Raw genomic sequence first — 26,210 nt, forward strand, 5'->3', positions numbered from 1 at the left:
GGAAGACGACGTGGCAGCTGGGCTGTCCTGGGTCTGGGAACCATGGGCTGCGAGCCTGCGCTCGGCAACACCAACACCGGCACGCCCCTGGCGTACATTGAAGTGAAGTAACGCCCCACAGTCGAAGCAGCGCCCCTTCGGACGCAAAGAAGGCCCGAGCCTCGGCGTCTCCGCCGCGCGCCGGGCCTTCTCCAACGCAGCGGGCTCAGCTCAGGGTCGCGATGCCCTCGCCCAGCAGATCCGCCTCGCGGCCACGGCGCGACGGATAGCGGTCACCGAAGTCCTCCAGGTTGGCCTTCGCGTCGTCCCACCGCTGCTCCGTCACCTGCGCGAAGAAGTTGGGCGTGGCCGTCTTCAGCGAGCCGTACTGGAAGCCCACGGAGGCAATCACCGTCTGCATCTCCCGCGGCAGCTCCGCGAACTTCGGCCGGCTTCCACCGTCCGCGGCGTTCAGGCGCTCAACCTCGGTGTTGTACTCATTGACCACGTTGTCCAGCGCCTCGCCCTTCACGGCCCGGTCCAGCTCCTTGACCTCTTCCGCCGTCAGGTTCAGCGGGTTCTCAGCAAGGAAGTCCGCGGCGTCCTGGCCCTGCTTGCCCAGGTAGGGCTCCAGCTTCGTCTTCAGCGCGTCCGACAGCCCGAGCCGGTCCAGGTCGTTCATGTCCCGGGCGCCCAGGTCCACGCCCGTGCCCACCGTGACACCGCTCTTGCTCCCCGTGGCGTCCGGGACATAGCCATCCTGTACCGCCCGGCCCTCCTGCTCGGCGATGAAGTCCCAGTCGACGTCTGGCTCCGTCGCGGCGGCAACTCCGCCCTCCGCCTGCACGCCCTGGGCCTCGGCCGCCGGTTGCAGCTGCTTCGCCGCGTGGGCCGGGCGCGAATCCCAGCCGTCCTTCACCGAATAGCCCTTGGCCTGGTTCTTCTCGGGCTGCCGCGCGTCCTCACGCCGGTTCGTCTCATTCCGGAGGCCGCGGGCGGAGTCCCCTCCCGACACCCGCGATTCCCGCTGCGAGCTTCTCGACGACGAAGAGCGATCGATTCCAGTCATGGCAAGTCCTCACTGAGTCCGGGAAAATTCGACTAACAGTGTGAAGCCTGCCACCCACATCACCCTCCATCAAGCCGCAGTGCGTGATTTAGCCAGAATTCAATCCACACCTGACATTCGCAACAAAGCTGTAACACCCGCCGCGCCCACCACCACCACGACGAAGGGCAACTTCCGCCACGCCAGCACGGCGCCAGCGAGCACCCCCGCCGGACGTGCCCAACCCGAGAAGCCCCCATTCGACGTCAGCGTGGCCGTGGCCACCAGCGCGGTGAGCAACGCAATGGCGGAGAGGGACAGCAGGCCCTGGACCCGCGCGGACACCTGCAGGCGCTGGCTCAGCAGCGGGCCCGCGAGCCGGAAGGCATAGGTGCCCGCCGCCAGAATCAGGATGGGGAGCAGCGTCATCGCAGCACCAGCCCGAGCGCCAGCAGCGAGAGCAGCACGGGCACCCCCGTGGGGAGGAACGGCGTGGTGGCGAGCGCGATGAGCGCCGCGCCCCCCGCCACCCAGCGCGCCCGGGCAGCCGCCGCGCGGGCTTCGTGGGCGCGTGCTGTCTCAGCCCCATCCTCCGCGGCACCGGGCTCGACGTGCGGAGGTTTGGATGGAGCCGTCAGAGCCGGCAGCAGCAGCGCCAGCAATCCGGCGGGAAACGCGGCATCGAGTCCCATCGCCTCCGGGTTGCCCAGCGCCGCTCCCGCCAGGGCGCCGATGATGACGCCCACGTTCCAGGCGATGAACAGCGCCCCACCGCACAGCCAGTACGCCGCCTTCCGGCGCTCCGGCGTGGGCTGCGCGAGGGCGAACGCTACGGACTCGTCCACCATCAGGTGCGTGCCCATCAGCCGCACGGGCCAGCGCTTTCCCAGCACGTCCGAAATCGCCAGGCCGAACGGCAGGTGCCTCGCGTTGAGCAGCAGCCCCGCGATGACCGCGGCCACGGGGCTGCCACCGCCCGCCACCACCCCCACGGCCATGAACTGCGAGCCGCCCGCGAAAACGAGCAGGGACATGGCCGACGCGACCCACACCGACAATCCCGACGCCACCGCGATGGCGCCGAACGAAGCCCCGATGACGCCAGAGGCGGCGGCAATCGCCGCGACATCCCGAACCAGACTTCGATCCACATGCCCCATGGCGCGCATCCATGGAACGGCGACACCGTCCGGTCAACGACGAACATCGGCACGGACCTCGCGGCTCCGGCATTCGAGCCGGCGAGCCCCCGCGTGCGCGCCGCGCCCACCCAGCGGCACATTTCTACTGCCCGTCGCCGCCCACCGCCGCCGCGGAGTGAAGCGATGAGCAACCGGGATTCAAGTGACCCACCCACGCTGTACTCGGGGGCGCTTTCAGGGGCTGAACGTGCCCACGGGACGTGGGAGAGTCAGCGGTGATGAGTACGGGCTCCATCCTCGGCATCGACTTCGGGACCACCAACACCGCCGCGGCCTTCTTCGACAAGGCCGGCAAGCTTCGCGTCGTTCCGGTGACGGACAAGAGCGTCACGCTGCCTTCCGTCGTCTGGTTCCACGCGGCGGACAAGGCCATCGTCGGCCACGCGGCGCGCCGGCAGATCATCGACGACCCTCGCCACACCGTCTTCGGCGCCAAGCGCTTCCTGGGCCGCCGCTTCCAGTCCGAGTACGTCACCCAGCACAAGGACAAGTACGCCTTCGGGCTCGTGGAGGCCGAGGACGGCTACACGGCCGTGACGATGTACGGGAAGCAGACGTCGCTGACCGACGTGGCGCACCTCATCATCAAGCAGATTCTCACGTTGGCGAACCACGCCGCCGGCACGCCCTTCCGCGAGTGCGTGCTCACCGTGCCCGCGCACGCCAGCAGCCGCCAGCGCGCGGCGGTCCGCCACGCCGCGGAGCAGGCCGGGCTCCAGGTCCGCGCCATCGTCAACGAGCCCACCGCCGCCGCGCTCTACTACGCCAACCTGCGCAACCCCGAACAGACGGTGATGGTGTTCGACCTGGGCGGCGGCACCTTCGACGCCACCCTGCTCGCGGTACAGAACAAGGTGGTGAAGGTGCTGGCCACCGGCGGTGACGCCTTCCTGGGCGGCGCCAACTTCGATGAGCGCATCGTGGAGATGCTGGTGGACGACTTCCAGCAGAAGCACGGCATCGACCTGCGCGGGAACAAGGTGGTGATGCAGCGGCTCGTCTTCGCCGCCGAGTCCGCGAAGATGTCGCTGAGCCAGCGCGATGCCACGGTGCTCCGCGTGCCGTGCATCGCGCAGAAGGACGGCGGCTTCATCGACTTCGACTACACGCTCACCCGCAAGCGCCTGGAGGAGATGGTCTTCCAGCTCATCGAGCGAACCGCGTCCGCCTGCGACGACGTGCTGGAGCGCGCGAAGCTGAAGCCCGACCAGGTTGACGAACTGGTCCTCGTCGGCGGCCAGACGCGCATGCCCGCCATCCGCCAACGCTTCTCCCACTTCAAGCGCCTGTCCTCCGACAAGGAGGTCAACCCGGAGCTCGGCGTCGCGGTGGGCGCGGCCATCCTCGGCCGGAACCTGGCGCGCGGCATCACCGGCCTGGCGGACGTGGTGCCCATGCCCATCAGCATCATGGTCCCTGGCGGCGCGCAGCACGAGGTCATCCCCGCAAACACCCCCGTGCCCGCGACGAAGTCCGTGACGCTGGAGCTGCCGATGATTCCCGGCCCGCTCTCCATCGCCCTGTTCGAGGCGCTGGACACCACCACCGTGGACCGCGAGCTGCTGGGCACCGTCCGCGTCGAGCTGGACTGGCGCACCACCCACAAGGGCCCCACCACGCTGGAGCTCCGCATGGGCCAGGACTTCATCCTCAGCGCCGCACTCGTCTCGCCTCAGGGCGCCCGGCATCCTCTGGTCATCAGCGACATGCGCGCGCCCAAGCGCTCCGCTTGAGTCGAGGCATTCGCCAGGAGTTCCCTTGGGTTCCCCGACCGCCGGGGGCTCGACTCCTGGCAGCACCGGTCTGCGCCTCAAACCTGTCTACCCTGAACGAGGCATGGCCATGGACGATCGGCTCCGGCGCATCCAATTCGTGACGCGGTACTACGACTGACTCCAGGGACTGCGGTTCCTTCCCTTTGGCGTCTTGATGTCTGGCTTCGCCCTGTGGCTGGCCTTGCTGCCTCCCTATGGAGGCACACCCGCAGCAGTGGGCGCCATCGCGCTGGGGGTGGGAACGGTGGCCACGCTGGTGCTCTATCCCCTGGTGGGCGGCTACTACCAACCAACGCCGGTTCGGTGAGGTGCGGCCGAGCCCGGCCATGAAACGGACCCGGCTTCGGCTGGTGTTGCTCTTCGCACTGGCGGGGCTGGCGTTGGGCTTCGAGCTGGGGGCGCTGGGAGTCCGCGGCGCGAGTCCCGGGGTGCCCATGAGTGGGGCACTCGCGCTCAGTGCGGGAACACTGGTGGCGTACTGGGCGGCCATTGGCCGCTTCGTTCCACATTACCCGCCCATCGCGGGTGCCGTGTTCCTCGTCGCGGCCACGGTGCGGTGTGACATGGTGACCTTCCATGCCGCATGGGGTGTGGCGCTCATCGTGCTGACGCTCATGGACCACCGCCTGCTTGTCCGGACGTTGGGCCCAGCGCCCACCGATGCGGCGGAGCTGGAGGCCACGGGATGAACGCCCCCTTCGAACAGTTGGCCACGTTGGATCGGCTCATCCACGAGCCCGCCCGGCTGTCGCTCCTCACGGCCCTGGCCGCCTGTGACAGCGCGGACTTCCTCTACCTTCAAGGCCTCACGGGCCTCTCCAAGGGCAACCTGTCCAGCCACCTGTCCAAGCTGGAGGAGGCCGGCCTCGTCACCGTGGAGAAACAGTTCAAGGGCAAGACGCCGCACACCCTGCTGCGCATCACTGACACGGGGCGTGAGGCCATCGAGCGCCATTGGGAGCAGCTCGAAAAGCTGCGCAACCGCGCCCAGCGCTGGGTCCCCGAAGAGGGCAGCGGGTAGGCCACCAGGGGCCCGCCCATCATCGCCACCGCGTGACGCACGCCGCCGTGCGAGGATGCGCGGGCAACCTGGGAGGTACACAGCATGGTGGGTAAGTCCGCGGTGGGTTTGACGCTGATCCGCGTGGTGTTCGGTCTCTCGCTAGCGCTGGGGCACGGCCTGCCCAAGCTCACTGGCGACATGAGTAGATTCGCGGCGGGCGTGGCGCAGCTCGGCTTCCCGTTCCCGACCTTCTTCGCCTGGTGCGCCACGCTGGCGGAGCTCGTGGGCGGGCTGCTGGTGGCCGTGGGCCTCTTCACGCGCCCGGCGGCGGCGATGGCGGGCTTCACCATGGTGGTGGCGCTCTATCGGCACCGCGCGGACCCCTTCGGCCGCATGGAAATGGCGCTGCTCTACCTCGCCGTCATGGCCGGAACCGCGCTCATCGGCGCGGGGCCGTGGAGCCTCGACGCGAAGGTCCGCCGTCGCGGCTGAGGCGCGCGGCTCAGGCGGCCACGCGCTCCACGCATGCCGGGGTGTCGTTCGCGGGGGAGTTCACCACGCGCGACACCTCGTAGGCGTCCAGTGACTCCTCGGCGAAGGGCACCAGCAGCGGGAGCAGCACCGAGGAATCCTGCGGCTCCGGACGCAGCCACACCTCCTGGGCCTCCGGTTCGAGGATGACGGGCATCCGGTCGTGGATGGGCGCCATCAGCGCGTTGGGCCCGGTGGTGATGATGGTGCAGGTGTTGAGCACCTCGCCCGTGTCAGGCGCGGTCCACTCCTCCCACAGCCCCGCGAGCGTCAGGAGCTGCCCGTCCTTGCGGTGGAAGTGGTACGGCGTTTTCGGCTTCGTGGACTGCTTCCACTCGTACCAGCCATCCACCACGACGAGGCACCGGCGCCGCTTGAGCGCGGAGCGGAAGCTGGGCTTCTCCGCCACCGTTTCGCCTCGGGCGTTGATGAGCTTGTTGCCAATGGCGGGGTCCTTCGCCCACGACGGGACGAGCCCCCATCGGAAGGCATCCAGCATCCGCGCGCCATCATTAGTCACCACGGGCATCAACTGCGTGGGACAGAGATTGAAGCGCGGCCGTTCCACGGCGGTACGGATGCCCGCGAGGCCCAGCCCGGTGACAATCTGCTCAGGAGAGGTTCGAACGGTGACACGGCCACACATGGGCAGGAAGTATCGCCCTGGCTGGCCGAATGCCCAAGAAGACGCCTTGCCGGTGCAGCCAAACAGGCGGGTGGCCGCTGCGGTAGCATGAGCGGCATGAGCGACGGCCCCAAGAAGAACCCAAAGGTGTTTGGCGTTCCGGTGAAGATCGACCCGTACACGTCGGTCCGGCCTGAGCACCCCACCGGCGAGTTCGGCATGCCGAGCGCGAAGAAGAAGGATGACAAGCCCTTCGACCCCTTCGCCGTCGTCATCGAGTCACCAAAAGGCGGCGGTTGAGCAGCGGAATCCGGAGCCTGCCGCCTGTCCGCTGGACTACAACGGGCGGGCCATGAACCGGACTTCTCTGCTTTCTCTCTGTGTTGCCGCCTCGCTCGTCGCCTGCACCGAGCGAACCCCGAGCCCTGCCGCCGGAGTCGACTCCGGTGTCGCCGCCGCGCCTGTCGCCCCTGCCGCACCGGGCAAGGGACAGACGCCCTCCCCCGCTCCGAGCACGGAGTCCCAGGGCGCGGGCAGCCCTGATGCCGTGGTGCCAGACTCGGCAACGGCCGAAGCGGCCAACGCCGATTCGGGCGTCGGCGAGTACACGGGAGCGCCGGCCGCGGAGAAGGGCACCTGCTCAGCGGCGAGCTTGTCTCCGCGCGTGGCACCAGCCTCTCCGGCGTTGCCAGCGCCCGTGGAGTCGATGCGTCAGCGCATCATCGCCGCAGCGGTGGCCTGTGACTACACGGCGCTCAACACCCTGGCGGACGAGAACGGCAAGGCCGTTCGGTTCACCTTCGGCGACGGCACCGACGCGGGAGAGTACTGGCGCGCCGCGGAGAAGCTAGGCAACCCGGAGTTGGCCCGCATCGTCAAGGTCCTGAAGCTGCCCTACGCGAAGCAGGACAATCTCTACTTCTGGCCGGCCGTCCACGTCACCGGCGCGACGTCCGACAAGGATTGGGGCGCGCTCAAGGGCATCTACCCGGATGAGGAAATCGCAGGGATGAAGGACCAGGGCAGCTACCTCGGCCTGCGCGTGGGCATCACCCCCGAAGGCGACTGGCAGATTGCCGTCGCCGGGGACTGAGGCACGCCACGCGAATCACGTCGGCAGCTTGATGCCTGACAGCCGTTGGAACAGCTCCACGGCGAAGCCGTCTGTCATGCCGGAGATGTAGTCCGTCACGCACAGCAGCCGCTGGTACTTCGACAGACGGGCCACCGCCTCGGTGATGGCTTCGTCCCGGGACGCGGGCTCTTCCGCCGTGTCCCGGACGTGCTCCGGACGCTGGAAGAGGTCCAGTGGCAGCAATTGCCGCAGCTTCTTCTCCTCGCGGTTCGGCGTGTCGGTGACGACCGCCATCGCGAACATGTCCAGCAATCCGCCCAGCGTCTTGAAACCCGCGCTCTCAATCTGGAGCACGCGTTCGCTTTCATAGCCGTAGCGCCGCGTGAGGTTGCGGATGGCATCCAGCGGCTTCTTCACGTCGTCGCGCGCGGAGGCCAACGGCTTCTCCCACCGCCCCTCCTCCATCGCCTCCACGTTCTCCAGGAACACCTTCACGCACGCCTGGATGAGCTCGCCAATCGCCCGCGCTCGCGCCTGCGCAAGCCGCGTTTCCGGATGCGACGGTGGCGGACGCACCGGCCCCTTCACCGGCTTTGGCAACACCGCGTCCAGCAACTCACACGCATCCTTGATGGGAATCAGCCCCAACTTCGCGGAGTCTTCCAGGTCGATGACCGCGTAGCAGATGTCATCCGCCGCCTCGACCAGGAACGCCAGAGGATGCCGGGAGAACACACCGGCCTCCCGCTCCACCAACCCCACCGCGCGGTACGCCTCCAGCGCAAGGGCCTCGTCGTCCTGGAAGTAACCGAACTTCTTCTCAGACACGCGCCCCTTGTCCCGCTCACGCCCGCCCGGCAGCACCGACGCGCGCGGGTACTTGCTCATGGCCCCCAACGTCGCCGCCGTGTAGCGCAGGCCGCCCCGCCGCTCGCGCGACTGGAGCCGGTTGAGAATGCGGAAGCCCTGCGCGTTGCCTTCGAAGGCCTCCAGGTCCTGCCACTGCTCCACCTTCTCGAAGGGGCTCTTCCGCCCGTCCACCTCGGCACCGGGCCGCGCCAGCCGCTGCGACACCCAATGCTGGATGGCCGCCTCCCCGGAGTGGCCGAAGGGCGGATTGCCAATGTCATGCGCCAGGCACGCCGCCGCGACGATGGTGCCCAGGTGCGAGGGATTCACCATGACGTCCCGCGCCCGCAGCCCCCGCCCCGCCAGATTCCCCAGCGAGCGCCCGACACAGGAAGCCTCGATGCTGTGGGTCAGCCGCGTGCGCGTGTAGTCGCTCGTGGACAGCGGAAACACCTGCGTCTTGTCGTGCAGGCAGCGGAACTCCGCGGAGAAGACGATGCGGTCATAGTCCCGGTCGTAGTCGGTCCGCTCGTCCTGGAGCAGCGCGTCCATGTCACTCAGGACGGGCGCCGGCTCCTCCACCGGCTTCTTCTCCGAGCCCACCCGGTAACCTGAAAGAAGCTGCCGCCAACGCTCCGTTCGACTGCTGCTGCTCACGCCTGCCTCGCTGTGCGAAGGGACCCGGAGCGACATGCTGCTCCCCTCACGCACCGAGGCAAGTTTTACCAGCCGGGCGGACGGGCCCCCGTCACCCTTCCCATGAGACACCGCGCCGCTGGACGAAGGCGCGGCCCCCGGGCAGCCTCCCGACCGGCGAACACCGCCCATCTGACGGAGGCGTCCTCACGTATGAAGCTCAAGGCCCTGTGCATCACCGTGTCGCTACTCACCCTTCCCGGCGTGGCCGCCGCGCAGGGCGGGTTCGGCGCCCTCACCAAGGCGGCGGGCGATGCCGGCAAGTCCGCCGTGGAGAAGCGCGTCAACACCAAGCTGATGGACGAGGGCCGGCAGAACCAGTGCAGCTTCAAGACAGGCACCGCTCAGCTCGATGCCGGCTGCGACGCCAAGCTCAAGAAGCTGACCAACGCGCTCGTCGACGCCAAGAAGCAGCTCGTCGCCGCCGGCGTGAAGTCCTACAAGTTCGAGGTCTCCGGCCACACCGACTCCACCGGTGACGCGGCCAAGAACAAGAAGCTCAGCGAGCAGCGCGCGGAGACCATCGTCAAGGAGCTCATCGCGCGCGGCATCCCCCGGAGCGAAATCGTCGCGGTGGGCTACGGCTCCGAGAAGCCGCTGGTGAAGCCCGACGACACCGCCGCCAAGAAGGCGAAGAACCGCCGCTACGAACTCCAGGTCCGGCTGTAGCCTCAGCCCGCGCGAGCGCCCGAGGACGCGGGCACCTCGGGCACTGCCACCTCGTCCCGCGGCGCCGTCCGGGCCGCGGGAATGAAGGTCATCGCGCGCTCGGCCAGCGCCGTAATCGTGAGCGACGGATTGACGCCCGGGTTGGCGGAGATGGCGGAGCCGTCCACCACATACAAACCCTCATGGCCGAACACGCGGTGCCGCGAATCAATGACGCCCGTCTCCGCCGAGTCGCCCATGCAGCAGCCGCCCAGGATGTGCGCCGTCGTCGGGATGCCCAGCAGGGTCTCGCTGACGATGGTCATCGGATAGCCATCCAGCTTGTCGGCCACGCGCCGGGCCAGGTCGAACGCCTCCGGCATGTTGGCGCTCGGCGCCGGGCCCTCCTGGAGCGCCGTGCTCAGCCCCAGCCTCCGGGAGCGCTTCATGCGCAGGTGCCCTTCCAGGGTGCGCATGTAGAGCAGAATCATCGTCCGCCGCGCGAAGTCAGGGACGAACCACGCCTTGAGGAAGCGCAGCGGATGCCGGACCAGCAGGCCCACCAGCCGCGCGAAGCGCTGGAGCATCGTGGCCCCGGACACCTGCGGCGCCATCAGAAGCCGGAAGAAGCCCGAGCCAGCCGAGTAGCGCACCGGCTCCAGGTGGGACTGGGCATCGGTGTGCAGGATGGAGCCGATGGCGATGCCCCGTGACAAATCCTGCCCCTTGCGGCCGCTCACCACACCCACGAGCGCCTCGGAGTTGGTGCGCACGCCGTCTCCCAGCCGGTCCGACAGGCGCGGCAGCCCGTCGGGGCTCGCCTTCAGCTTGAGCAGCAGGTCCAGGGTGCCCAGCACGCCCCCCGCGAAGACGACGTGCTTCGCGGTGAAGCGCACCTTCTTCCGGAAGAAGCGCCGCGCCCCTTGGAGCGCTTCGACCTCGTAGCCCCCTTCCGGCAGTGGCCGCACCCAGGTGACTTCGGTGTCCGCGTGCAGCGTGAGGCCGCGCCGCTCCGCCAGGTGGAGGTAGTTCTTGTCGAGCGTGTTCTTGGCGTCGAAGCGACACCCCAGCATGCACCCGCCACACGCGTTGCAACCCGTCCGGTCCGGTCCCTCTCCGTTGAAGTATGGGTCCTTCACGGTGACGCCCGGCTCGCCGAAGTACACGGCCACGGTGGTGGGCTGGAAGTCGGTGCGGCCCAGGTCCGTGCCCACGTCCTGGAGCACCTGGTCTGGGACGGTTCGCACTGGATTCGGCGTGGCGCCCAGCATCCTCCGCGCGGTGGTGTAGTGCGGCGCCAGCTCCTCCTTCCACGCAGCGAGATGGCCCCACGAGGAGGCCTGGAAGAAGTCGTCCCGGGGGATGGGGAGCGTGTTGGCGTACACGAGCGAGCCGCCGCCCACGCCCACGCCCGACAGCACGGTGACGTGGCGGAAGAACGTCATCTCGAACAGGCCCCGCCACCCCAGCGTGGGCATCCAGAGCCAGCGCTTCAGCTCCCAGTTCGTCTTCGGGAAGTCCGGGGCGCGCAAGCGCCGCCCCTTCTCCAGCACCACGACGCGGTAGCCCTTCTCGGTCAGCCGGAGCGCGCTGACGCTGCCGCCGAACCCCGAGCCGATGATGAGCCAGTCGCAGTCCATGGCCATCCTGCCTCCCGTCGGGCACCACGCCACACAGGTCACGCACCAGCGCATGCCGGCGGCGCCACTCTACGACAAAGGGATGCATCACCCCTGCGCGAGATTCAGGCGGTGCGGGGAACGAAGCGCCTGCCCGCCCAGCTCGACTTCACCCTGGGCATGTCTTCTTTTCCACACTCCAACCAGGACTCAGAAAGCCTTTATTTCTCGAAAAGCAGAGGCTCCTCCCCGCAGCCCGTCCCCCGTGCTGCGACGCAACGCCGTCTCCCTGGAGGAGCAATGCGGATGAAGACCTGGATGCCGGTCTCGCTGTTGCTGCTGAGTGCCCCGCTGGCCCTTGCCGAGCCGATCAAGGCAAAGCCAGATGACAAGACTGTGTGGATTGCGATTGGCACGGATGCCATCGCGCCCATGCAGGAGACCTTCGCGGCCGAAGGCTGGAACGTGCCCACCGCCCTCAAGCAGCAGGAGCACGCGGGCGTGTTCCAGATGAAGGAATCCCAGCTGTCGCGGCTGGCGCTGATGATGCACGAGAAGTTCGACCGGTGCGCGGGCTTCATCACCTACGAGACACAGGAGGAAGCACTGGCGTCCCTGGCGCCCGTAGCCCCCAAGGCGACCCAGAAGGCCGTCAGCTATACCCTCACCAACGCCGCGACCGTGAACACGCTGGTGGGCGCGCTCTCGGCCGCGAACATCCGCACCACCATCGCCGAGCTGTCCGCCTTCCCCACGCGCAGCCAGAGTTCGCAAGGGGGCGTGGACGCCGCGGCCATGCTCCTGACGAAGTGGCAGGGCTACGTCACCGGAGCGGGGCGCACGGACGTCACCGTGGCGTACTACCCGCACACGGGCTGGCGGCAGCCCTCGGTCATCCTCACCATCCCCGGTACCACCCTGGCCAACGAGGTCGTCGTGGTGGGCGGACACCTGGACTCCATCAGCTCCACCAGCGCCGCACCTGGCGCCGATGACGACGCGTCTGGCATCGCGACGTTCACCGAAGTCATCCGCGCCGCCATGGCCCACGGCTACCGGCCCGAGCGCACGGTGAAGTTCATGGCCTACGCCGCGGAGGAGACGGGCCTGCGCGGCTCACGGGAGATCGCCACCTTCCACAAGACCAACAACATCAACGTCGTGGGGGTGATGCAGCTCGACATGACGAACTACAAGCACCCCAACGCCACAAGGGATGTGGGCATCGTCACCGACAACACGAACGCCGCCCAGAACCAGTTCATCCGCAACCTGATAACGACGTACGTCGGCGTGCAGTTCACCGACACGACCTGCGGCTACGGGTGTTCGGACCACGCCTCCTGGCACAACCAGGGCTTCGCGGCCTCCATCCCCTTCGAGGGGACCGTCGTCCAGAAGAACCCCAACATCCACACCCCCAGGGACACCCTGGCGAACTCCGACAGCACCGCCGCGCACGCGCTCAAGTTCTCCAAGATTGCCGCCGCCTACGTCGCCGAACTGGCCAAGGGCACCGCGCAGTAGGCCCTGAAGCCCAGGGGCCCCGGCGCGAGACATGCGCCGGGCCCCTGCATCACCAGTTTTGTCGGGATTACAACTTTGGCGGCATCTGGACTAGCCTGCGTGCAATGGGCTTGATTCAGAATCCGCCGCTGAGCCACGCATCCCTTCGTCGCGTCCTGGCACTGGCTCGTCCCGAGTGGAGGCTGCTCTTGCTCGGTACGTGCTTCCTCTTCATCGGGAGCGCGGGAGGCCTGCTCTTCCCACAGGCCATCCGGGTCATCCTCGACGAAGCATTGACCACCGCCACGCTCGAGATGGTGAACGACACCACCCTGTGGATGCTGGGGGTGTGTCTCATCCAGTCGGTGGCCATCGGGCTGCGCTTCGCCTTCTTCAACATCGCGGGTGAGCGCATTGTCAGCGACCTGCGGGAGCTGCTGTATCGCAGCTTGCTGGAGCAGGAGATTGCGTTCTTCGACCAGCACCGCACTGGCGGCCTCACCAGCCGGCTGTCCACGGACACCGCCCTCATCCAGGGCGCCGTCAGTACGCACATCGCCATCATGCTCCGCAACGCGACCACGTTGATTGGAGGGCTGGCGCTGCTGCTCTACACCTCGCCCCGGTTGACGCTCGTCATGTTGGCGGTCGTCCCCCCCGTGACGCTGGGGGCGCTGTTCTACGGCCGCAAGGCCCGACAGCTCGCGCGAGACGCCCAGGCCGCGGTGGCCGAAGCCAATGAAATCGCCGCCGAGTCACTCTATGGCATTCAGACCGTCCAGGCCTTCGTCGCCGAAGACGCGGAGCGCCGGAGCTATGGCCGTGCCATCGGCAAGGCCCTGGCGCTGGCGCGCACGAGAATCGTCTCCTCGGGCTTCTTCATGGGAGGAACGGGCTTCACCGGCCTGGCGTCGACCCTGCTCGTCTTCTGGTACGGCACGCACATGGTCGTTTCGGGCGACATCACGGTGGGTGGACTGACCTCCTTCCTGATGTACACGCTGATGGTCGTCATGGCCGTCGGCGCCCTGAGCGAGCTGTGGGCGGAGTTCATGAAGGCAGGAGGCGCCACCGAGCGCGTCTTCGAGCTCATCGACCGTACGCCCGCCATCTCCGTCAACGGCGGCGAGCGGCCCGCGAGCATGGAAGGCCACCTGCGCGTCCGCGACGTCAGCTTCAGCTACCCCACGCGCCGGGACGTGCCCGTCCTCCAAGGCCTGGATCTGGACGTCGCCCCCGGTGAAGTCGTGGCGCTGGTGGGACACTCGGGCGCGGGCAAGTCGACTGTCGCCTCGATGTTGATGCGCTTCTACGATCCGGACAAGGGGGCCATCCTCGTCGATGGGACGGACCTGCGAACGCTCGACGTCCGCTGGCTCCGTCAGAACATCGGCATCGTGTCGCAGGAGCCCACGCTCTTCTCGGGCAGCATCGCCGACAACATCCGCTACGGACGCACCGACGCCACCGATGCGGAAGTGGAAGCCGCGGCCCGCGTCGCCAATGCCCACGACTTCGTGAGCCGGTTTCCAGAAGGCTACCGCACGCGCGTCGGCGAGCGGGGCATCCAGCTCTCGGGAGGACAGAAGCAGCGCGTCGCCATTGCCCGCGCGGTCCTCAAGGATCCACGGCTGCTCATCCTGGACGAAGCCACCAGCGCGCTGGACTCCGAAAGCGAGCACCTGGTCAAGGAGGCGCTGGACCGGCTCATGGTGGGACGCACCACCCTCATCATCGCCCACCGCCTGTCCACCGTGGCAGGCGTCGACCGCATCTTCGTGCTGGACCAGGGCCGCGTCGTCCAGCACGGAAACCACGAGGCGCTCATCACCCAGGACGGCCTCTACAAGCGCCTCGTGGAACGGCAGTTCATCGCCGCCTGAGCCCTCACTCCTCGCGCATGGCCATGCTGGGCGGGACGCGCGCGGCGCGCCAGGCGGGCACGTAGCCCGCCACCAGCGCCACGAAGAGCAGCACGCAAGCCGTCCCGAGGAAGACGAGCGGGTCCGCGGGGCTGACCTCGAAGAGCAACTTCGACAGGCCACGCGCCAGGACCAGCGCCAGCACGGAGCCGATGATGACCCCCAGCCCGGCGAGCCGCAGCGCCTGGCTCAATATCAACCAGAAGATGCTCCCCTCCCGCGCGCCCAGTGCCATGCGCACGCCAATCTCAGTGCGCCGCTGGGTGACGGAGTAGGCCATGATGCCGTAGACGCCCCCGGCGGCCAGCAGCAGCGCCACGCACGCGAAGAACCCCAGCAGCGCGGCCAGCAGGTGCCTGGAGCCGAACGACTCCGCGATGAGCTCCTCCAAAGGCCGCGGCGACGGCGGTGGTTGCTCGGGGTCCAACGACGCCATTCCCTCACGCAAGGACAGCGCCAGCGACGACGCCGCCGCCCCCGTCCCTCCCACGGTCACCATCATCACCATCGCGTCACGCGGGGCCTGCGCCAGCGGCAGGTAGAACTCCGGCACGGATGAACGCACCTGCCCGCGCCACAGCGTCCGGACGTCACCCACGACGCCAATGACCTCCCACGGCTCGGTGCCTCCCGTGAAGAAGCGCTTGCCCAGCGGCGACTCTCCGGGCCAGAAGCGCCGCGCCAGGGCCGAGTTGATCATCGCGACCCGGGGCGCATCCTCCACGTCCAACGCGTTGAAATCGCGCCCCTCGTGCAAGGGGATGCCCATGGTCCGGAAATAGCCCGGGGAGATGACGCGCTGACTGGCCTCGGGCAGTTGCCCGGGCAGCGGCTTCGGCTGCCCCTCCAGATAGATGTTCGAGCTCTGACTGCGACGGCTGATGGGCGGCAGGCTGGCCGCCGAGACGGCTTGGGCTCCCGGCATGGAGGACAACCGCTCCTGCAGCGCATGGAAGAAGCGAACCCGCTCGGCGTCCGTCGGATACTTGGTCTCCGGCAGCGTGACGTCGAAGTAGAACACGCGTTCGGCGGCGAAGCCGGGTGAGGTCCCCTGGAGTTGGTAGAGGCTCCGAAGCATCAGGCTCGCGCCGACGACCAGCATCAAGGCCAGGGCCACCTCCGCCGTCACCAGGGCCGAGCGGATGCTCTTTCGCCCCGCCGTGGCGCCCGCCCCCTCCCGCATCGCCTCCAGCGGGTTCTGCCGCGACATCTGGAACGCGGGCGCCAGACCAAACAGCACCCCGGTGATGGCGGACAGCCCGACACAGAACAGCAGCGCCCCTCCATCCACCTGGATGGATTGCCACCCAGGCAGGCGCTCCGCCAACCCGGGCGGCAGCATGGTTGCAATCATGTGCGTGCCCCACAGCGCGCCCAGGATTCCCAATCCCCCTCCCAGGAGCGACAGCAAGACGCTCTCGGTCAGGGCCTGGACCATCAGGCGCGTCGGGCTCGCCCCCAGTGCCCCACGAATGGCCAGCTCCCGCCGCCGGGCCGCCGCGCGCGCCAGCAGCAGGCTCGCGACGTTCGCGCACCCGATGAGCAATACGAAGCCCACCGCGCCCGCCAGGGTGATGAGCAGCGGCCTCAAGGGCCCCAGGTAGGCCTCGCGCACGGACGTCAGCCGCACGGTGCGCTCCGAATCCGTGTCGGGGTACCGCTCCGCCAGTTGCCCCGCGAGGACCCGCAGGGCGTCCTCCGCCATCGACACGGAGAAGCCAGGCTTGAGGCGGCCCACCACCCGCACCTTCCGGTCCCCGCGCGCATCCAGCTCCGCCTGCGTCGGCGCGAGCGGCACCCAGGCTTCGGCGCCAGGCGGGAAGTCGAAGCTCTTCGGCATCACGCCCACGACCGTGTAGGGCGCACCATCCAGCGTCACGGACTCACCCAGCACGGTGGGCGCGCCACCAAACCGGCGCCGCCACAACCCGTCCGACAGCACCACCACCGCCTCGCCACCCACGCGGTCTTCTTCCGCGGAGAACGCCCTGCCCAGCGAGGGCCTCGCCTCCAGCGCGGGGAACAGCGCGGCACCCACCCGAAACGCCTGAAGCCGCTCCGGCTGCAGCGCGCCGCCCAGGTTCAAGCTCCGCGGGACAATCCCCGCCACGTGCTCGAAGACCCCCGCCTGCGCGGTCCAGTCCTCCAGCGTCGCCAGGGACGTCTCGCTCCGCTCGACACCCGCCTTGGGAAGCGAGTCCCACACCATCACCAGACGCTCCTCATGCGGGAAACGCATGGGCTGCAGCCAGATGGAGTTGACCACGCTGAATATCGCCGTGCTCGCGCCAATCCCCAGCGCCAGCGTCATCATCGCGACCAGGGTGAACGTCGGACTCTTGAGCAACAACCTGGCGCCAAACCGGATGTCCTGACGAATTGTATCCATGACCCTCTCGCGCAAGAGCATGCCATGCGGCATGCACCTCGGCGACGCGCATCACCACGAAAGCCCAGGCCCGGCGCGCGAGAACACCCAAGTCCGCGAAATTCCACAGCTGGCAGACATTTCATTAAAAACATGTCTGAGTCTGGACATCCGTTCGAGGTTCGCCGTACTCTTGGAGATCCGAGCTGAAGGCATCAACTGGCGTCAGGCTCGGCACGTTCGGCGACAAGTTCGTGCCGCGCGTGTGTTTTGATTCACCTCCCCAGGAGTTCCTCATGGTTGAGAGCAACATCGTTCTGAAGCCCGAGGTGGTGACGTTCAAGCAGCTGGATCCCGCGAAGGTGGACGCGCTCCGCGGCCAGCTGAGCATGATCCTGGGCCGTGGCGATTTCGCCACGCTCTCCGCTCGCGCGGGCGCCGTCGTCGTCAAGGAGCCGCAGGATCACACCAGCCACACGTCTGACGGCTGGTTCTAGCAGGTTCCTGCTCCCCGGCGCTCATCCCTGGGCACCGGGGAGCAGGTTGTCTTGACGCAAGGATTGCCCCCTTCCCGCCGCAGGAGCATCACTCGCTCCGAGCCCCGGTGGTGTTCACCTGGATGGGATTGGAGACCGGCTCCTCGCCCTCCCCGACCCGCGACCCCTGAGTCAGCCGTACCCGGGTCAAGCGCGCCGAATCTCACGTGTAGCAGTTGTTTCAGCGAAAACACGTCTACGCCTGGACATTCGTTCGAGGGACGCCGTACTCTTTGGGATCCGAGCCGCTGACATCCACGGGTGTCAGGCTCGGCACGTTCGGCGACAAGCTCGTGCCGCGCGTGTGGTTTGATTCACCTCCCCTGGAGTTCCTCATGGTTGAGAGCAACATCGTTCTGAAGCCCGAGGTGGTGACGTTCAAGCAGCTGGATCCCGCGAAGGTGGACGCGCTCCGCGGCCAGCTGAGCATGATCCTGGGTCGTGGCGATTTCGCCCAGATCACCGCGCGCGCGGTCGGCCCCGTCAAGGACCAGGAGCCGCAGGATCACACCAGCCACACGTCTGACGGCTGGTTCTAGCAGGTTCCTGCTCCCCGGTGCGCATCCAGGGGCACCTGGGAGCAGGTTGTCTTGACGCAAGGATTGCCCCCTCCATGCAGCAAGAACTTCGTTCTGCCCAAGCCCCCGTCGTATTTCACCTGAATGGGATTGGGGACCGGCTCCTCGCCCTTCCCGCCCTGCGAGCCCTGAGTCAGCTGTACCCGGGTCGAATCAGACTGGTGGGTGCGCCAGGTGATTCAAGCCTGTTCTTCTATCAAGAGCTCGGGCTCATGAAGATTCACGAGGTCCGCGCGACCACGCAGGGCACGGAGCGGAGCATCGACGCCGAGACGCTCCGGCAGGCGGTGGGAGCCTGCGACTTGTTTGTCTGTTTCAACACCTGGCACGCGACAGGTGTCTCCGAGCTGCTCGAGGGGTTTCCGGCGGCCACCGAGACGGTGGGCCTGTATCGCCGTTACAAGCAATGGGTCCGGAGTGAAGAATCCCAGCATTCCGCGGACCGGCTCTTCTCGCTGGCCCAGCAGGTGGATCCCTCCCTGCGGCTGGAGGACTTCGCCCAGGCCCCCGTGCTGACGGCCGAGGCCACCGAGGCCGCCAGGCACTTTCGTGACAGCGTCCCCGATGGGGCCAAGGTGCTCGCGCTCCATACGGAGACCGGCGCCCGGAAACAGTGGCCCGTCGCCCGCTACCGTGCGGTGCTGGATGCCTTCCTGACAGCCCATCCCGAATGGCTCGTGCTCAACGTGGACTACAACGCCACGGAGCTGGCGCCCATGGTCCATGAGGGCCGCGTGCTGTCCGTCCCAGGCGCCCCACTCGATGTCGCCATGGCGCTGCTCGGCGCCTGTGATGGCTTCCTCGGCATCGACTCCTGCATGCTGCACGCGGCGGACTTCTTCCGGCTCCCATCGGTGGGCCTGTTCGGAACGACCTCCCCCCAGCAATGGGGCTTCCGTTTCACTCCGGCCTTCCGCGAGCCCACCGGGAACGGGAGCATGGACGACATCACCGAGGAAGAAGTCCTCGGCGCGCTCACGGACCTCGCCGCCGGGCGGCTGCGCCCCGCCTGAGCGGCGGCGAGGGCGCCAGCCCCGGCTGGCCTCAGCCGCTCTGCACGCTCAGCATCGGCGGCATGGCCTGCGAGGAAGGCTCTGTCGGCAGACCGTTGGCCATCTCCACCAGGGCGGCGTCCATTCCAGGCATCATCCGCAACAGGGGGATGGGGTCCTCCACGAGCTTGCGCAGGACCCACTCCACCACCGCCAACGTCTGCAGGCATTCCTCGGACGCATGGGGGCGCGGCGTCGCGTCCCCGGTCCGGGCATAGTCGAGCACCGGCAGCACGCCGCAGTAGGGATTGAAGGCGCACTCGCGGCACTGCGGGTCACGATCGCGCAGCGACAGGTTCATGGACCGGAACGTGGCCTTGTTGCGGATGAGCGCGTCATAGGTCGTCCCCTTCACGTTGCCCAAGCCGAACTCGGAGCGCATCGAACGGGCTTCGTCCGACGGCAGGATTTCGCCGTCATGGTCATAGGTGATGGCCGAACCGAAGTCCCCCACCGGGTTGCGCCAGTCCACGAAGCCCGTATCCGTCGACTGGAGAATCTTGGCCAGGACGACCCGGACCACGCGCTCGGAGTAGTTCTCGTTCTCCTGGCGGTTCTTCTCGTAGATGTAATCGAGCGCGTCCAGGTAGTAGTGGAGGAAGTCCTGGATGTCGAAGGGCAGCTTCTCCTTGCGGGCGTTGCCCAGGGCCTTGAGCTTCAGGATGGCGAGGTCCTTGAAGCCCTCCGAATGATAGAAGTCGATGGTGCGCTTCAACTCCTTGGCGTTGGAGGCCCCCACCACGCACAGGGGCGACGCGCTGAGCACGCCGGGGAATCGGTCGCGGAAGTGGGTCAACCGCTCCATGACCTTGCGGAAGCTGCCCGCCCCGCTCCGCGTGACTCGGAATGAGTCGTGAATGTCCTCGGGACCGTTCAACGAATACGACACGTTGATGCGGTTCTCCTTGCAGTACGCGATGTGCTCGTCGGTGGCGACCATGAGGTTGCTCACCACGGAGAAGCGGAGCCGCTTGCCCACGGCTTCGTTCTGCCTGCGGGCCTCCTCGACGAAGTACTTCATGCCCTCGAAGTTCAAGAAGGGCTCGCCGCCCTGGAACTCGAAGCCCAGGAAGGGGGCCGGAGAGCCGAGCGCGAAGCGGATGATGGCATCCGCGACGTCGGGCTGCATGTCGAAGCGCTTGGAATCCGCGGAGATGTTCTCCGGGTTCATGTGGCAGTAGGTGCAGTTGAGGTTGCACCGCTTGGACAGCACGACGATATGGAGCCCCGGCCCCGCGTAGGTCCGGTCATGCCAGCGCTTGAGGTCCTCCAGCACGCGCGACGAGTTCTGCGCGGTGATGAGGTGGCTGGTCTGCTCGAGCCGCTCGAACAGGGCCTCATCCATGGAGATTTCGTCGAGCTGGGCATTCTCCGCGCCGGACAGCAGCTGCATGGCGCCCGTCCGGGACAGCCGCACGAAGTGGTCCGGGCCCACCTGCTTCGCGGGGAAGAAGTTGGGCAGCCACTCGTCGCGATAACGCAACCCTGGGACCCTCATGCGGCACCTCCGGCGTGCTGGGTATAGCGGGCCGCGAGCACTGCCGTCTCGCGCCAGTCCATGTATGTCTCGGCGTCATTCACCACGGGGCCGCTGGCGGCCACCCGCGAGAAGTGCTGCTTCATCCAGGCATCGAAGGCCTGGTCCATGTCCGCATCCGCGACGCGCTCGATGAGCGGGTGCTGCTCGCTCAGGGCCTGGGCCATCTGCGCGAGGAGCACGCGCCCTGCGGGCGTGGGACGCTCGAAGTCCAGGAGGGTCCGGAAGGAGAGCAGGTTGCAGCGGTGTGATTTGAGCAACTGGAAGCGCCACTCCCGCTGCTTGAACTCGGGCCTGTCCAGCGCCAGCAGCCGGAGCCGGTTCACCGCCAGGAAGGAGTGCAGGCCCAGATGCAAGCCCCGGAGGGGGCGAGGGTCGGTGCGGTAGGCGGAGACGAACTCGGGACGTGAGTCGTCCCACCGCCCGAATGCGCGCGAGTCGAGCAGCAGGTACATGCGCTCGTGTTGCAGTTCGTGGACCAGGTCCTCCGCATGCTCCAGGCCGTTGGCCACGCGCGTGAGGAAGACGGGCGTGCCAGCCCCATACGAGGACGAGCAACGCACGCTTCGGTTCTCCGGGCCCCCCATGTCGACGAGCGCGGGGAGCAACACGCGGGCCCAGTCGAGCACCTCGGGCCACAGCTCCCTCAGGATGTGGAAGGCCTCCTCCGTGCTTCGCAGCAGGGGCATGGGCCGCCAGGTGCCCGTGCTCCCATCGTCCGGGATGCCCGCGTGCTCGCGCCGGCCGGTGATGCCGAGCATCTCGCTGTCGTCCAGCACCGGAACGTTCCAGGTCTCGGACCAGGGCAGCGGCTGGATGCTCACGGGCGCATCGCCCGTGAGCGGCAGCGGGATGCGCAGCCCGGGGCCGGCGTGCCCCTCGGCGGAGAGCAGACACTCCGCGCCAGAGAAGTGCCACACGAGGCGCCCCTCGCCGGGGCCGCGCACGTCGAGCCGCTCACCCCGAGGCAGGCAGTAGAGGGTCCGCGGCGTCACGAAGAAGGCTTCGCCGTGGGTCACCTCTCCCCGCAGCCGCTGGACGATGAGCAGGGACGCGAGGTTGCCCATCAGGCACTGAATCAAGCCAGGCCCGACGACGGCGGGCCCCAGCAAGCGGCCGAGCAGCACCGTCGTGCTCCAGTGCTCCAGGAACTCGCGCGCCAGCGCCGGCGCGCGCTCGACGAGTTCGAACGCCTCGGAGAGGAGGGACTGGAGCTCCGTGGCACATCCCCCCAACTTCCCGAGCCGCTCTGGCTGCTGGACCCAGCCCATGAGCAAATCGAGCTGCCCCATCTGCTGCGCACGCAACAGCTCCCGCGCCGAGGCTTCCGTCTCGGGGGACAACGGCGTCGGGAACGTGAATGCATCTTGGAATTGCATCAGTGACTCCAGTCGAGCACCAACGGCGACTCGTGCGTCAGATGGGACAGGAACGTGAAGATGGCTGACCGGACGTCGTCGTGAGGCAGGGAGAGGGCCGCGCTCACGTCGCCGACCATCTCGGCGACCGTGCGTCCGTCACATTGGTCCAGCAGGAGCGCCTCGAGCGTCGACAGCGGCTGATAGCGGATGCCCGCCGGGCTCGCGTAACAGAGGACCTCGGACGTCTCCGGCGACAGCGGGCGCGCGTCCAGCAGCCGCGCCAGGTCTCGCGTGACTCGCAGGTGGTAGGGCCCCAACACCGGGCGGCGCTGATGGAGGCTGTCACGCAGGACCGACAGGTGGCTCGCGCGAAGCGCCTCGGTGCGCTCGTCACGGCGGGCCAGTTCCTTCATCCGGCGTGACATGCACTGAATGTGGAACAGGCCCCGGTCCATCCACAGGCAGGCCGCCAGGTCCTCCCGCAGCGGATCCTCGAGCGCCGGCTCGCACTGAAGCGCGGCTTCGACAGCGGCGAAGTAGCCAGCATCCATGTCCGTGGGCTCCGAGACCTTCGACGGGAGGAGCGAGACCAGCCTCGCCGCGAGCTCGAAGGCCTTGCCCTCCACGAGGCAGCGGAGCGTCCGGGGCACCAGGACCGCCGCGGGGGTCTTGTTGACGGACACCTGGCACCGCTCCAGCAAGTAGCGCAGGTCGCGGGTGGATGCGCGAAGCACTTCCCGGATGGCCTCGAACGGCTCCAGCCAACGCACGAGGTCGTTGCTGTCTCCCCATCCCCAACGCTGAATGGGTTTGCCCGGGTGATATCCCGTGAAGAAGGTCGTCAACAGGGCCTGAGGGCGCCGCTGCCCCCGCGCCGGTTCGAAACGACGGCCGGGCTGCAGCAGCGCGCAGCGCTCCAGGACGTGCTCGCCATAGACGAGCCGATAAGGGGGCTTCCAGGGCAGGAGCGCCGAGTCATGAGCGCGCGTGACCGCGGCGGCCATCCAATGCGCCCGGTCGACCGGGTAGCGCTCCAGGCGGTCTTCCCGCGGCCGCCCCGCCATGGACAGCGTGCCCCCACAGGTCGCGATACGCGCTGGCTTCAACCAGTCGCAGAACGCGAGCGCTCCCACGGAGTCCATCTGATTCCAGAAGCCCTGCCACTGGACCGAGGCCCCCGTGGGAACGAAGGCGACATCAACCCGGCCCCGGAAGGCCTCCAGCGCTTCGCGCGTCCGGGGCGAATCCGTCACGTCCACCGCGTCCAGCGCCAGCACATCCGGCGTCTCCACCAGCAGGGCACATTGCTCCTCGCCCTCCCCGGAGCACTGCGCGGGAAGGATGTGGATGCGCAGGTCCTGGGCCAGTTCGACGACGTCCCCCTCCAGGAAGGGATGGAGATTGCGAAAGCCCAGCGCCGTGAGAATCGCGCGAGCGCTCGACTCGGGTGCCGCGCCCGGCTTCGGCCTGTCGAGGAAGTAGAGGGCGACGTCTTCGCGCAGCCCCAACAGGCTGGGTGGATGGAGATGGTCGTCGTGCGCGTGGGAGAAGAAAACCGCGTCCACCGACGACAGGTCATCGAAGAACCACGCGGGACACGCAGGCTGCCGAAACTCCAGCTCCCGCAGCACCAGCACCGGGTCGATGAGAACCCTCAGAGGACCGCGCTGAATGACAAAAGAGGTGTGGCCCAGGTGCTCGATGAAAGTCTGCACAGCCTGCCCATTATGAATATTCAGAATTCAACGTATCAATTCGTATCCCCGAGCGTCAATCCAGGCCACGGGGATGGCGACTCAGCGCGGCCGGAGCAGCTCGGACGTGCGGTGTGTGGCCAGATAGGCCTTGGCCTCAATCACCGGGGCCCCCGTCAAGCCCAGCTTGACGTGCGCGAGCCGCTTATCGAAGACACTCTCTCGCGTGGCCGAGCCAGCGGGCAGGTTGACCTGCGTGCGCCCCGGCCACGCCAGCAGCGCGTCACGCCGTGAGGGTGCGCAGAGCCCCCGCGTCACCAGTTCGTCGAGCAGGCGTTGCCACCGGGGCTCCTCGGCGGGCTGCGCACGTCCCTGGAATGAGCATTCAAGCCCCAGCGTCGGCAACAGCTGCGGCGCCAGGTCCAGGTTGAGCATGAAGCGATTGACGCCGAGCGGGAGGACCCACGCGAGGGTGTCCCGCAGCTGCTGGAAATCTCCTGGCCACGCCACGGCTTCCAGGTACGCCACCACGCGCTCGGGAGGCACGTTCTTGAGCGTGAAGCGCAGGTTCTTGCTGCGCCGCGACATCATCACGCAGGCCGCATAGAGGTGTGCACCGGGAGGCAGCGCCTCGATGCAGACATCCATTCCCCGCTGAAGCTCTGGCGTGAGCGGCGCCTCATCCCCACGCAAGAGTGGAAGCCCCGCGTGGAGCGTCGCGCGGTAGGTATCCGACTTCTGCCGGTGGAGTTCTTCGTTGACGGCGACAGGCTGGTCCCGTGTGCAGAGGAACACGATGGGCAGCGGAGGCGAGGCGACTGGCGCATCCAGGTCGAACTCCAGCCAGAACGCGTCGACTTCCCGGTCGAGCAGCCCGCCCGGCTCAGCCCACGCTCGTGCGAAGTCGCGAATGCGCCGCCACTCGGGAGCGGCGAACAAGGGCGATGGGAGTTCTGAGTGAGGATGCCTGCCAGCAAGCAGCGCCTGACCGTCGTGTTTGATCCCCAGGATGAAGTCCACCCGAGGCGTCCCCTCCAGCAGCCGGACCTCGAAGCCCCCATCCCCCTCCAGCGCCGCGGGCAGCCATTCACCCAGCGCGAGCAGGCGGGCTCGCGACTCGGGAGAAAACAGCGCGGGCGGATAATCATTGTCGAAGGCCGCCAACGTCTCCTTCCAGGTGCCCGACCGAGGCGGGAGCGCCCCCGGGAGGAAGTTGTCGGTCCGGTCCGCCGCGATGCGCGCGATTCGGACGTACCGGACGAGCGCTTCGACACACAGCGCCGCCGATGCCTCGAGCGAGCCGTAGACGACGTCCCCGGCCTCGTACAGCGGCGCCACGGGCCAGAGCCCCTCCTCGCTCTGCTCGCTCAGCAGCAGGGACGCCATGGAATCCAACGTCCGCTCGAAGAGGTTGACGTCCGTGGGGCGCCCCAGGTTCATCAGGGCGCTCATCGCGAGGGCGACATTCACCGCGCCGCGAACCTCCCCCTTCTCCCAGAGCGAAATGAGTTCTGCCCGAAGGGGCACCGCGAGCTGCCAGTGGTCACCCACGTTTCGAACCCAGCGCGTCAGCAGGTAGCCCAGCAGGAAAGGCGAAACCGCGGGCTCTCCGCGTGCGCAGCCCAGAAGCCCCTGGGTTCGAACCTTCTCGGAAACAAGCGCGGCGCGGCCCGGTAGCGACCGCCCTTCGTGCGCCGACAGGAGCAGGAGGTCCGCGGTCGTGGCGACGTCCGCTTCAGGAGGAACGCCCTCGATGGCCGCCGCCCCTGACTCGGACGATGTCTGGCCAGGCTCCCGCGCTGCGTCGCGCGACAGGAGTTCAGCGAGCGCCGGGGGTGGGTCCAGCGGGATGTTCCATTGCCTCAACGCCACCAGCGCGCGAGCCGACTCCCCCGCTGCCGACCGTTCCGAATCAGGGGAGAAACGCCAGAAGCCTGTCGACGCGCGACTGGAGAGCAGCCGCCGCACGCAGGACGCCCCATGCGAATGCCCAGCCCCCTCGCTCTCGGCCAGCGCGAGGAGGACCAGCGTTGCCGCCGCCGGGGAGTCCACCTGATGAACGCCCGCTCCCGTGGAGGCCAGCATCTCCGCAGCGGGAAGCTGCTCCAGTGCGGCAACCGCCGCGCCAATCGCGCCATCCAGCATCTCTGCCGTGGGCCGGATCGGCTCTCCTGGAATCTGAACAGACACGGCTTCCTCCGAGCGACGCTGGCGAATGGACGCAAAGCGTGCCCGAGCGCGAAGCCCAGGGTCAATCATCTCTCCATGTAAATTGATGAAATCACTTTAGACCCCCACTCCGTGTAAAATCGGCGAACTGATACTCTCGCGGCGCCACATCCTCCACCCGGCAGCGAAGGCCCGAAGCCCCGGCGCGAGACACGCACCGGTGCCCCCGGCGGGACTACGTGTCCGCCAGCGTGAAGCCGATGCGGGTGTTGCGCGCGGGCTTCCGACTGCTGCTGCACGGACTGTCCGCGGAGTCGCTCCACGGGTTCCTGGTGGAGTGCAAGCACGGCCGCATGCCGCGGCTGGCGAAGCGGGTGCCCCCCGCGCTCAACGTCCAGCGCCCCGCCATCACGGGGACGAACTGAGCGGCACCGTGT

At 67.9% G+C, this 26,210-nt stretch carries 25 protein-coding genes; 14 read left to right on the forward strand and 11 right to left on the reverse strand.

Translation table 11 applies throughout. The features are described 5' to 3' along the window. Nucleotides 1–205 precede the first annotated feature (205 nt). The 3 genes from BHS09_RS26420 to BHS09_RS26430 all read right to left on the reverse strand — a co-directional run bounded on the left by BHS09_RS26420 (nucleotide 206) and on the right by BHS09_RS26430 (nucleotide 2,187). A complete protein-coding gene (locus tag BHS09_RS26420) occupies nucleotides 206–1,048 on the reverse strand; it encodes a pesticin C-terminus-like muramidase (protein ID WP_140799451.1) in 843 nt (280 codons plus the stop codon). Nucleotides 1,049–1,147: 99 nt separating this feature from the next. Then, the gene (locus BHS09_RS26425) at nucleotides 1,148–1,456 is read right to left on the reverse strand and encodes an AzlD domain-containing protein (protein WP_140794285.1); all 309 of its coding nucleotides are present in this window, start codon (nucleotides 1,454–1,456) and stop codon (nucleotides 1,148–1,150) included. Further along, the gene (locus BHS09_RS26430; protein ID WP_237077440.1) at nucleotides 1,453–2,187 is read right to left on the reverse strand and encodes an AzlC family ABC transporter permease; all 735 of its coding nucleotides are present in this window, start codon (nucleotides 2,185–2,187) and stop codon (nucleotides 1,453–1,455) included. Before BHS09_RS26430 ends, BHS09_RS26425 begins: the two co-directional genes overlap by 4 nt. Before the next feature lie 260 nt (nucleotides 2,188–2,447). Between BHS09_RS26430 and BHS09_RS26435 the strand changes: the two genes are divergently transcribed. The 5 genes from BHS09_RS26435 (at nucleotide 2,448) to BHS09_RS26450 (ending at nucleotide 5,499) form a co-directional block, all read left to right on the forward strand. Further along, entirely contained in the window at nucleotides 2,448–3,962 is a 1,515-nt protein-coding gene (locus BHS09_RS26435; RefSeq protein WP_140794287.1) for an Hsp70 family protein, read from the forward strand. A gap of 196 nt (nucleotides 3,963–4,158) precedes the next feature. Beyond that, on the forward strand, nucleotides 4,159–4,311 hold the full coding sequence (locus BHS09_RS39535; protein ID WP_237079837.1) for a hypothetical protein: 153 nt from the start codon (nucleotides 4,159–4,161) through the stop codon (nucleotides 4,309–4,311). Between the two features lie 19 nt (nucleotides 4,312–4,330). Beyond that, nucleotides 4,331–4,693 carry a hypothetical protein gene (locus tag BHS09_RS39540; protein WP_237079838.1) on the forward strand — a complete coding sequence of 121 codons (363 nt, stop codon included), beginning with the start codon at nucleotides 4,331–4,333 and terminating at the stop codon, nucleotides 4,691–4,693. Beyond that, nucleotides 4,690–5,025 (forward strand): winged helix-turn-helix domain-containing protein, encoded by a 336-nt coding sequence (locus BHS09_RS26445; protein WP_140799452.1) that lies wholly within the window; start codon nucleotides 4,690–4,692, stop codon nucleotides 5,023–5,025. Before BHS09_RS39540 ends, BHS09_RS26445 begins: the two co-directional genes overlap by 4 nt. 84 nt (nucleotides 5,026–5,109) lie before the next feature. Next, complete coding sequence (locus tag BHS09_RS26450) at nucleotides 5,110–5,499, forward strand: DoxX family protein (RefSeq protein ID WP_140799453.1); 390 nt, start codon at nucleotides 5,110–5,112, stop codon at nucleotides 5,497–5,499. Nucleotides 5,500–5,509: 10 nt separating this feature from the next. Here BHS09_RS26450 and BHS09_RS26455 read toward each other — a convergent pair whose 3' ends face one another. Beyond that, a complete protein-coding gene (locus BHS09_RS26455; protein ID WP_140794289.1) occupies nucleotides 5,510–6,184 on the reverse strand; it encodes an SOS response-associated peptidase in 675 nt (224 codons plus the stop codon). 96 nt (nucleotides 6,185–6,280) lie between these two features. Between BHS09_RS26455 and BHS09_RS26460 the strand changes: the two genes are divergently transcribed. Continuing rightward, the gene (locus BHS09_RS26460) at nucleotides 6,281–6,463 is read left to right on the forward strand and encodes a hypothetical protein (protein ID WP_090491820.1); all 183 of its coding nucleotides are present in this window, start codon (nucleotides 6,281–6,283) and stop codon (nucleotides 6,461–6,463) included. Nucleotides 6,464–6,515: 52 nt separating this feature from the next. After that, nucleotides 6,516–7,256 carry a hypothetical protein gene (locus BHS09_RS39545; protein ID WP_237077441.1) on the forward strand — a complete coding sequence of 247 codons (741 nt, stop codon included), beginning with the start codon at nucleotides 6,516–6,518 and terminating at the stop codon, nucleotides 7,254–7,256. Between the two features lie 15 nt (nucleotides 7,257–7,271). On the opposite strand, the gene dgt is transcribed toward BHS09_RS39545, so the two are convergent. Further along, complete coding sequence (dgt, locus tag BHS09_RS26470; protein WP_140796603.1) at nucleotides 7,272–8,690, reverse strand: dGTP triphosphohydrolase; 1,419 nt, start codon at nucleotides 8,688–8,690, stop codon at nucleotides 7,272–7,274. Between the two features lie 246 nt (nucleotides 8,691–8,936). On the opposite strand from dgt, the gene BHS09_RS26475 reads away from it, so the two are divergent. Next, on the forward strand, nucleotides 8,937–9,452 hold the full coding sequence (locus BHS09_RS26475; RefSeq protein ID WP_140799454.1) for an OmpA family protein: 516 nt from the start codon (nucleotides 8,937–8,939) through the stop codon (nucleotides 9,450–9,452). 2 nt (nucleotides 9,453–9,454) lie between these two features. Here BHS09_RS26475 and BHS09_RS26480 read toward each other — a convergent pair whose 3' ends face one another. Beyond that, nucleotides 9,455–11,071, reverse strand: a complete 1,617-nt coding sequence (locus tag BHS09_RS26480) for a GMC family oxidoreductase (protein WP_174260164.1) — start codon at nucleotides 11,069–11,071, stop codon at nucleotides 9,455–9,457. Nucleotides 11,072–11,356: 285 nt separating this feature from the next. On the opposite strand from BHS09_RS26480, the gene BHS09_RS26485 reads away from it, so the two are divergent. Both BHS09_RS26485 and BHS09_RS26490 read left to right on the forward strand, forming a co-directional pair. Further along, nucleotides 11,357–12,577 (forward strand): M20/M25/M40 family metallo-hydrolase, encoded by a 1,221-nt coding sequence (locus tag BHS09_RS26485; protein WP_140794292.1) that lies wholly within the window; start codon nucleotides 11,357–11,359, stop codon nucleotides 12,575–12,577. A 104-nt stretch (nucleotides 12,578–12,681) separates the two neighbouring features. Then, the gene (locus tag BHS09_RS26490; RefSeq protein ID WP_140799455.1) at nucleotides 12,682–14,439 is read left to right on the forward strand and encodes an ABC transporter ATP-binding protein; all 1,758 of its coding nucleotides are present in this window, start codon (nucleotides 12,682–12,684) and stop codon (nucleotides 14,437–14,439) included. Between the two features lie 4 nt (nucleotides 14,440–14,443). Here BHS09_RS26490 and BHS09_RS26495 read toward each other — a convergent pair whose 3' ends face one another. Beyond that, nucleotides 14,444–16,867 carry an ABC transporter permease gene (locus BHS09_RS26495; RefSeq protein WP_140799456.1) on the reverse strand — a complete coding sequence of 808 codons (2,424 nt, stop codon included), beginning with the start codon at nucleotides 16,865–16,867 and terminating at the stop codon, nucleotides 14,444–14,446. Between the two features lie 275 nt (nucleotides 16,868–17,142). On the opposite strand from BHS09_RS26495, the gene BHS09_RS26500 reads away from it, so the two are divergent. From BHS09_RS26500 to BHS09_RS26510, 3 genes are all read left to right on the forward strand, one after another. Beyond that, complete coding sequence (locus tag BHS09_RS26500; RefSeq protein WP_013941731.1) at nucleotides 17,143–17,343, forward strand: hypothetical protein; 201 nt, start codon at nucleotides 17,143–17,145, stop codon at nucleotides 17,341–17,343. 374 nt (nucleotides 17,344–17,717) lie between these two features. Next, nucleotides 17,718–17,921, forward strand: a complete 204-nt coding sequence (locus BHS09_RS26505) for a hypothetical protein (RefSeq protein WP_237077443.1) — start codon at nucleotides 17,718–17,720, stop codon at nucleotides 17,919–17,921. Between the two features lie 251 nt (nucleotides 17,922–18,172). Continuing rightward, nucleotides 18,173–18,973 (forward strand): glycosyltransferase family 9 protein, encoded by an 801-nt coding sequence (locus tag BHS09_RS26510; protein ID WP_237077444.1) that lies wholly within the window; start codon nucleotides 18,173–18,175, stop codon nucleotides 18,971–18,973. A 31-nt stretch (nucleotides 18,974–19,004) separates the two neighbouring features. Here BHS09_RS26510 and BHS09_RS26515 read toward each other — a convergent pair whose 3' ends face one another. The 4 genes from BHS09_RS26515 to BHS09_RS26530 all read right to left on the reverse strand — a co-directional run bounded on the left by BHS09_RS26515 (nucleotide 19,005) and on the right by BHS09_RS26530 (nucleotide 25,794). Further along, the gene (locus BHS09_RS26515; RefSeq protein WP_140794297.1) at nucleotides 19,005–20,510 is read right to left on the reverse strand and encodes a radical SAM protein; all 1,506 of its coding nucleotides are present in this window, start codon (nucleotides 20,508–20,510) and stop codon (nucleotides 19,005–19,007) included. Then, nucleotides 20,507–21,928, reverse strand: a complete 1,422-nt coding sequence (locus BHS09_RS26520) for an aKG-HExxH-type peptide beta-hydroxylase (RefSeq protein WP_140799457.1) — start codon at nucleotides 21,926–21,928, stop codon at nucleotides 20,507–20,509. The genes BHS09_RS26515 and BHS09_RS26520 overlap by 4 nt, the downstream gene beginning before the upstream one ends. Beyond that, a complete protein-coding gene (locus BHS09_RS26525) occupies nucleotides 21,928–23,625 on the reverse strand; it encodes an MBL fold metallo-hydrolase (protein WP_140799458.1) in 1,698 nt (565 codons plus the stop codon). Before BHS09_RS26525 ends, BHS09_RS26520 begins: the two co-directional genes overlap by 1 nt. Nucleotides 23,626–23,706: 81 nt before the next feature. After that, nucleotides 23,707–25,794 carry a hypothetical protein gene (locus BHS09_RS26530; protein ID WP_140799459.1) on the reverse strand — a complete coding sequence of 696 codons (2,088 nt, stop codon included), beginning with the start codon at nucleotides 25,792–25,794 and terminating at the stop codon, nucleotides 23,707–23,709. A gap of 218 nt (nucleotides 25,795–26,012) precedes the next feature. On the opposite strand from BHS09_RS26530, the gene BHS09_RS26535 reads away from it, so the two are divergent. Next, nucleotides 26,013–26,198 (forward strand): hypothetical protein, encoded by a 186-nt coding sequence (locus BHS09_RS26535; RefSeq protein ID WP_140794301.1) that lies wholly within the window; start codon nucleotides 26,013–26,015, stop codon nucleotides 26,196–26,198. The last annotated feature ends 12 nt before the right edge of the window (nucleotides 26,199–26,210 follow it).

The organism is Myxococcus xanthus (genome assembly GCF_006402735.1).
Classification (GTDB): Bacteria; Myxococcota; Myxococcia; order Myxococcales; family Myxococcaceae; genus Myxococcus; species Myxococcus xanthus_A.

What these genes read in the sequence shown, in the direction of transcription:
- BHS09_RS26420 (WP_140799451.1), bottom strand. Translation starts at nt 1,048, where the DNA reads ATGACTGGAATCGATCGCTCTTCGTCGTCGAGAAGCTCGCAGCGGGAA.
- BHS09_RS26425 (WP_140794285.1), bottom strand. Translation starts at nt 1,456, where the DNA reads ATGACGCTGCTCCCCATCCTGATTCTGGCGGCGGGCACCTATGCCTTC.
- BHS09_RS26430 (WP_237077440.1), bottom strand. Translation starts at nt 2,187, where the DNA reads ATGGGGCATGTGGATCGAAGTCTGGTTCGGGATGTCGCGGCGATTGCC.
- BHS09_RS26435 (WP_140794287.1), top strand. Translation starts at nt 2,448, where the DNA reads ATGAGTACGGGCTCCATCCTCGGCATCGACTTCGGGACCACCAACACC.
- BHS09_RS39535 (WP_237079837.1), top strand. Translation starts at nt 4,159, where the DNA reads ATGTCTGGCTTCGCCCTGTGGCTGGCCTTGCTGCCTCCCTATGGAGGC.
- BHS09_RS39540 (WP_237079838.1), top strand. Translation starts at nt 4,331, where the DNA reads ATGAAACGGACCCGGCTTCGGCTGGTGTTGCTCTTCGCACTGGCGGGG.
- BHS09_RS26445 (WP_140799452.1), top strand. Translation starts at nt 4,690, where the DNA reads ATGAACGCCCCCTTCGAACAGTTGGCCACGTTGGATCGGCTCATCCAC.
- BHS09_RS26450 (WP_140799453.1), top strand. Translation starts at nt 5,110, where the DNA reads ATGGTGGGTAAGTCCGCGGTGGGTTTGACGCTGATCCGCGTGGTGTTC.
- BHS09_RS26455 (WP_140794289.1), bottom strand. Translation starts at nt 6,184, where the DNA reads ATGTGTGGCCGTGTCACCGTTCGAACCTCTCCTGAGCAGATTGTCACC.
- BHS09_RS26460 (WP_090491820.1), top strand. Translation starts at nt 6,281, where the DNA reads ATGAGCGACGGCCCCAAGAAGAACCCAAAGGTGTTTGGCGTTCCGGTG.
- BHS09_RS39545 (WP_237077441.1), top strand. Translation starts at nt 6,516, where the DNA reads ATGAACCGGACTTCTCTGCTTTCTCTCTGTGTTGCCGCCTCGCTCGTC.
- BHS09_RS26475 (WP_140799454.1), top strand. Translation starts at nt 8,937, where the DNA reads ATGAAGCTCAAGGCCCTGTGCATCACCGTGTCGCTACTCACCCTTCCC.
- BHS09_RS26480 (WP_174260164.1), bottom strand. Translation starts at nt 11,071, where the DNA reads ATGGACTGCGACTGGCTCATCATCGGCTCGGGGTTCGGCGGCAGCGTC.
- BHS09_RS26485 (WP_140794292.1), top strand. Translation starts at nt 11,357, where the DNA reads ATGAAGACCTGGATGCCGGTCTCGCTGTTGCTGCTGAGTGCCCCGCTG.
- BHS09_RS26490 (WP_140799455.1), top strand. Translation starts at nt 12,682, where the DNA reads ATGGGCTTGATTCAGAATCCGCCGCTGAGCCACGCATCCCTTCGTCGC.
- BHS09_RS26495 (WP_140799456.1), bottom strand. Translation starts at nt 16,867, where the DNA reads ATGGATACAATTCGTCAGGACATCCGGTTTGGCGCCAGGTTGTTGCTC.
- BHS09_RS26500 (WP_013941731.1), top strand. Translation starts at nt 17,143, where the DNA reads ATGGTTGAGAGCAACATCGTTCTGAAGCCCGAGGTGGTGACGTTCAAG.
- BHS09_RS26505 (WP_237077443.1), top strand. Translation starts at nt 17,718, where the DNA reads ATGGTTGAGAGCAACATCGTTCTGAAGCCCGAGGTGGTGACGTTCAAG.
- BHS09_RS26510 (WP_237077444.1), top strand. Translation starts at nt 18,173, where the DNA reads ATGAAGATTCACGAGGTCCGCGCGACCACGCAGGGCACGGAGCGGAGC.
- BHS09_RS26515 (WP_140794297.1), bottom strand. Translation starts at nt 20,510, where the DNA reads ATGAGGGTCCCAGGGTTGCGTTATCGCGACGAGTGGCTGCCCAACTTC.
- BHS09_RS26520 (WP_140799457.1), bottom strand. Translation starts at nt 21,928, where the DNA reads ATGCAATTCCAAGATGCATTCACGTTCCCGACGCCGTTGTCCCCCGAG.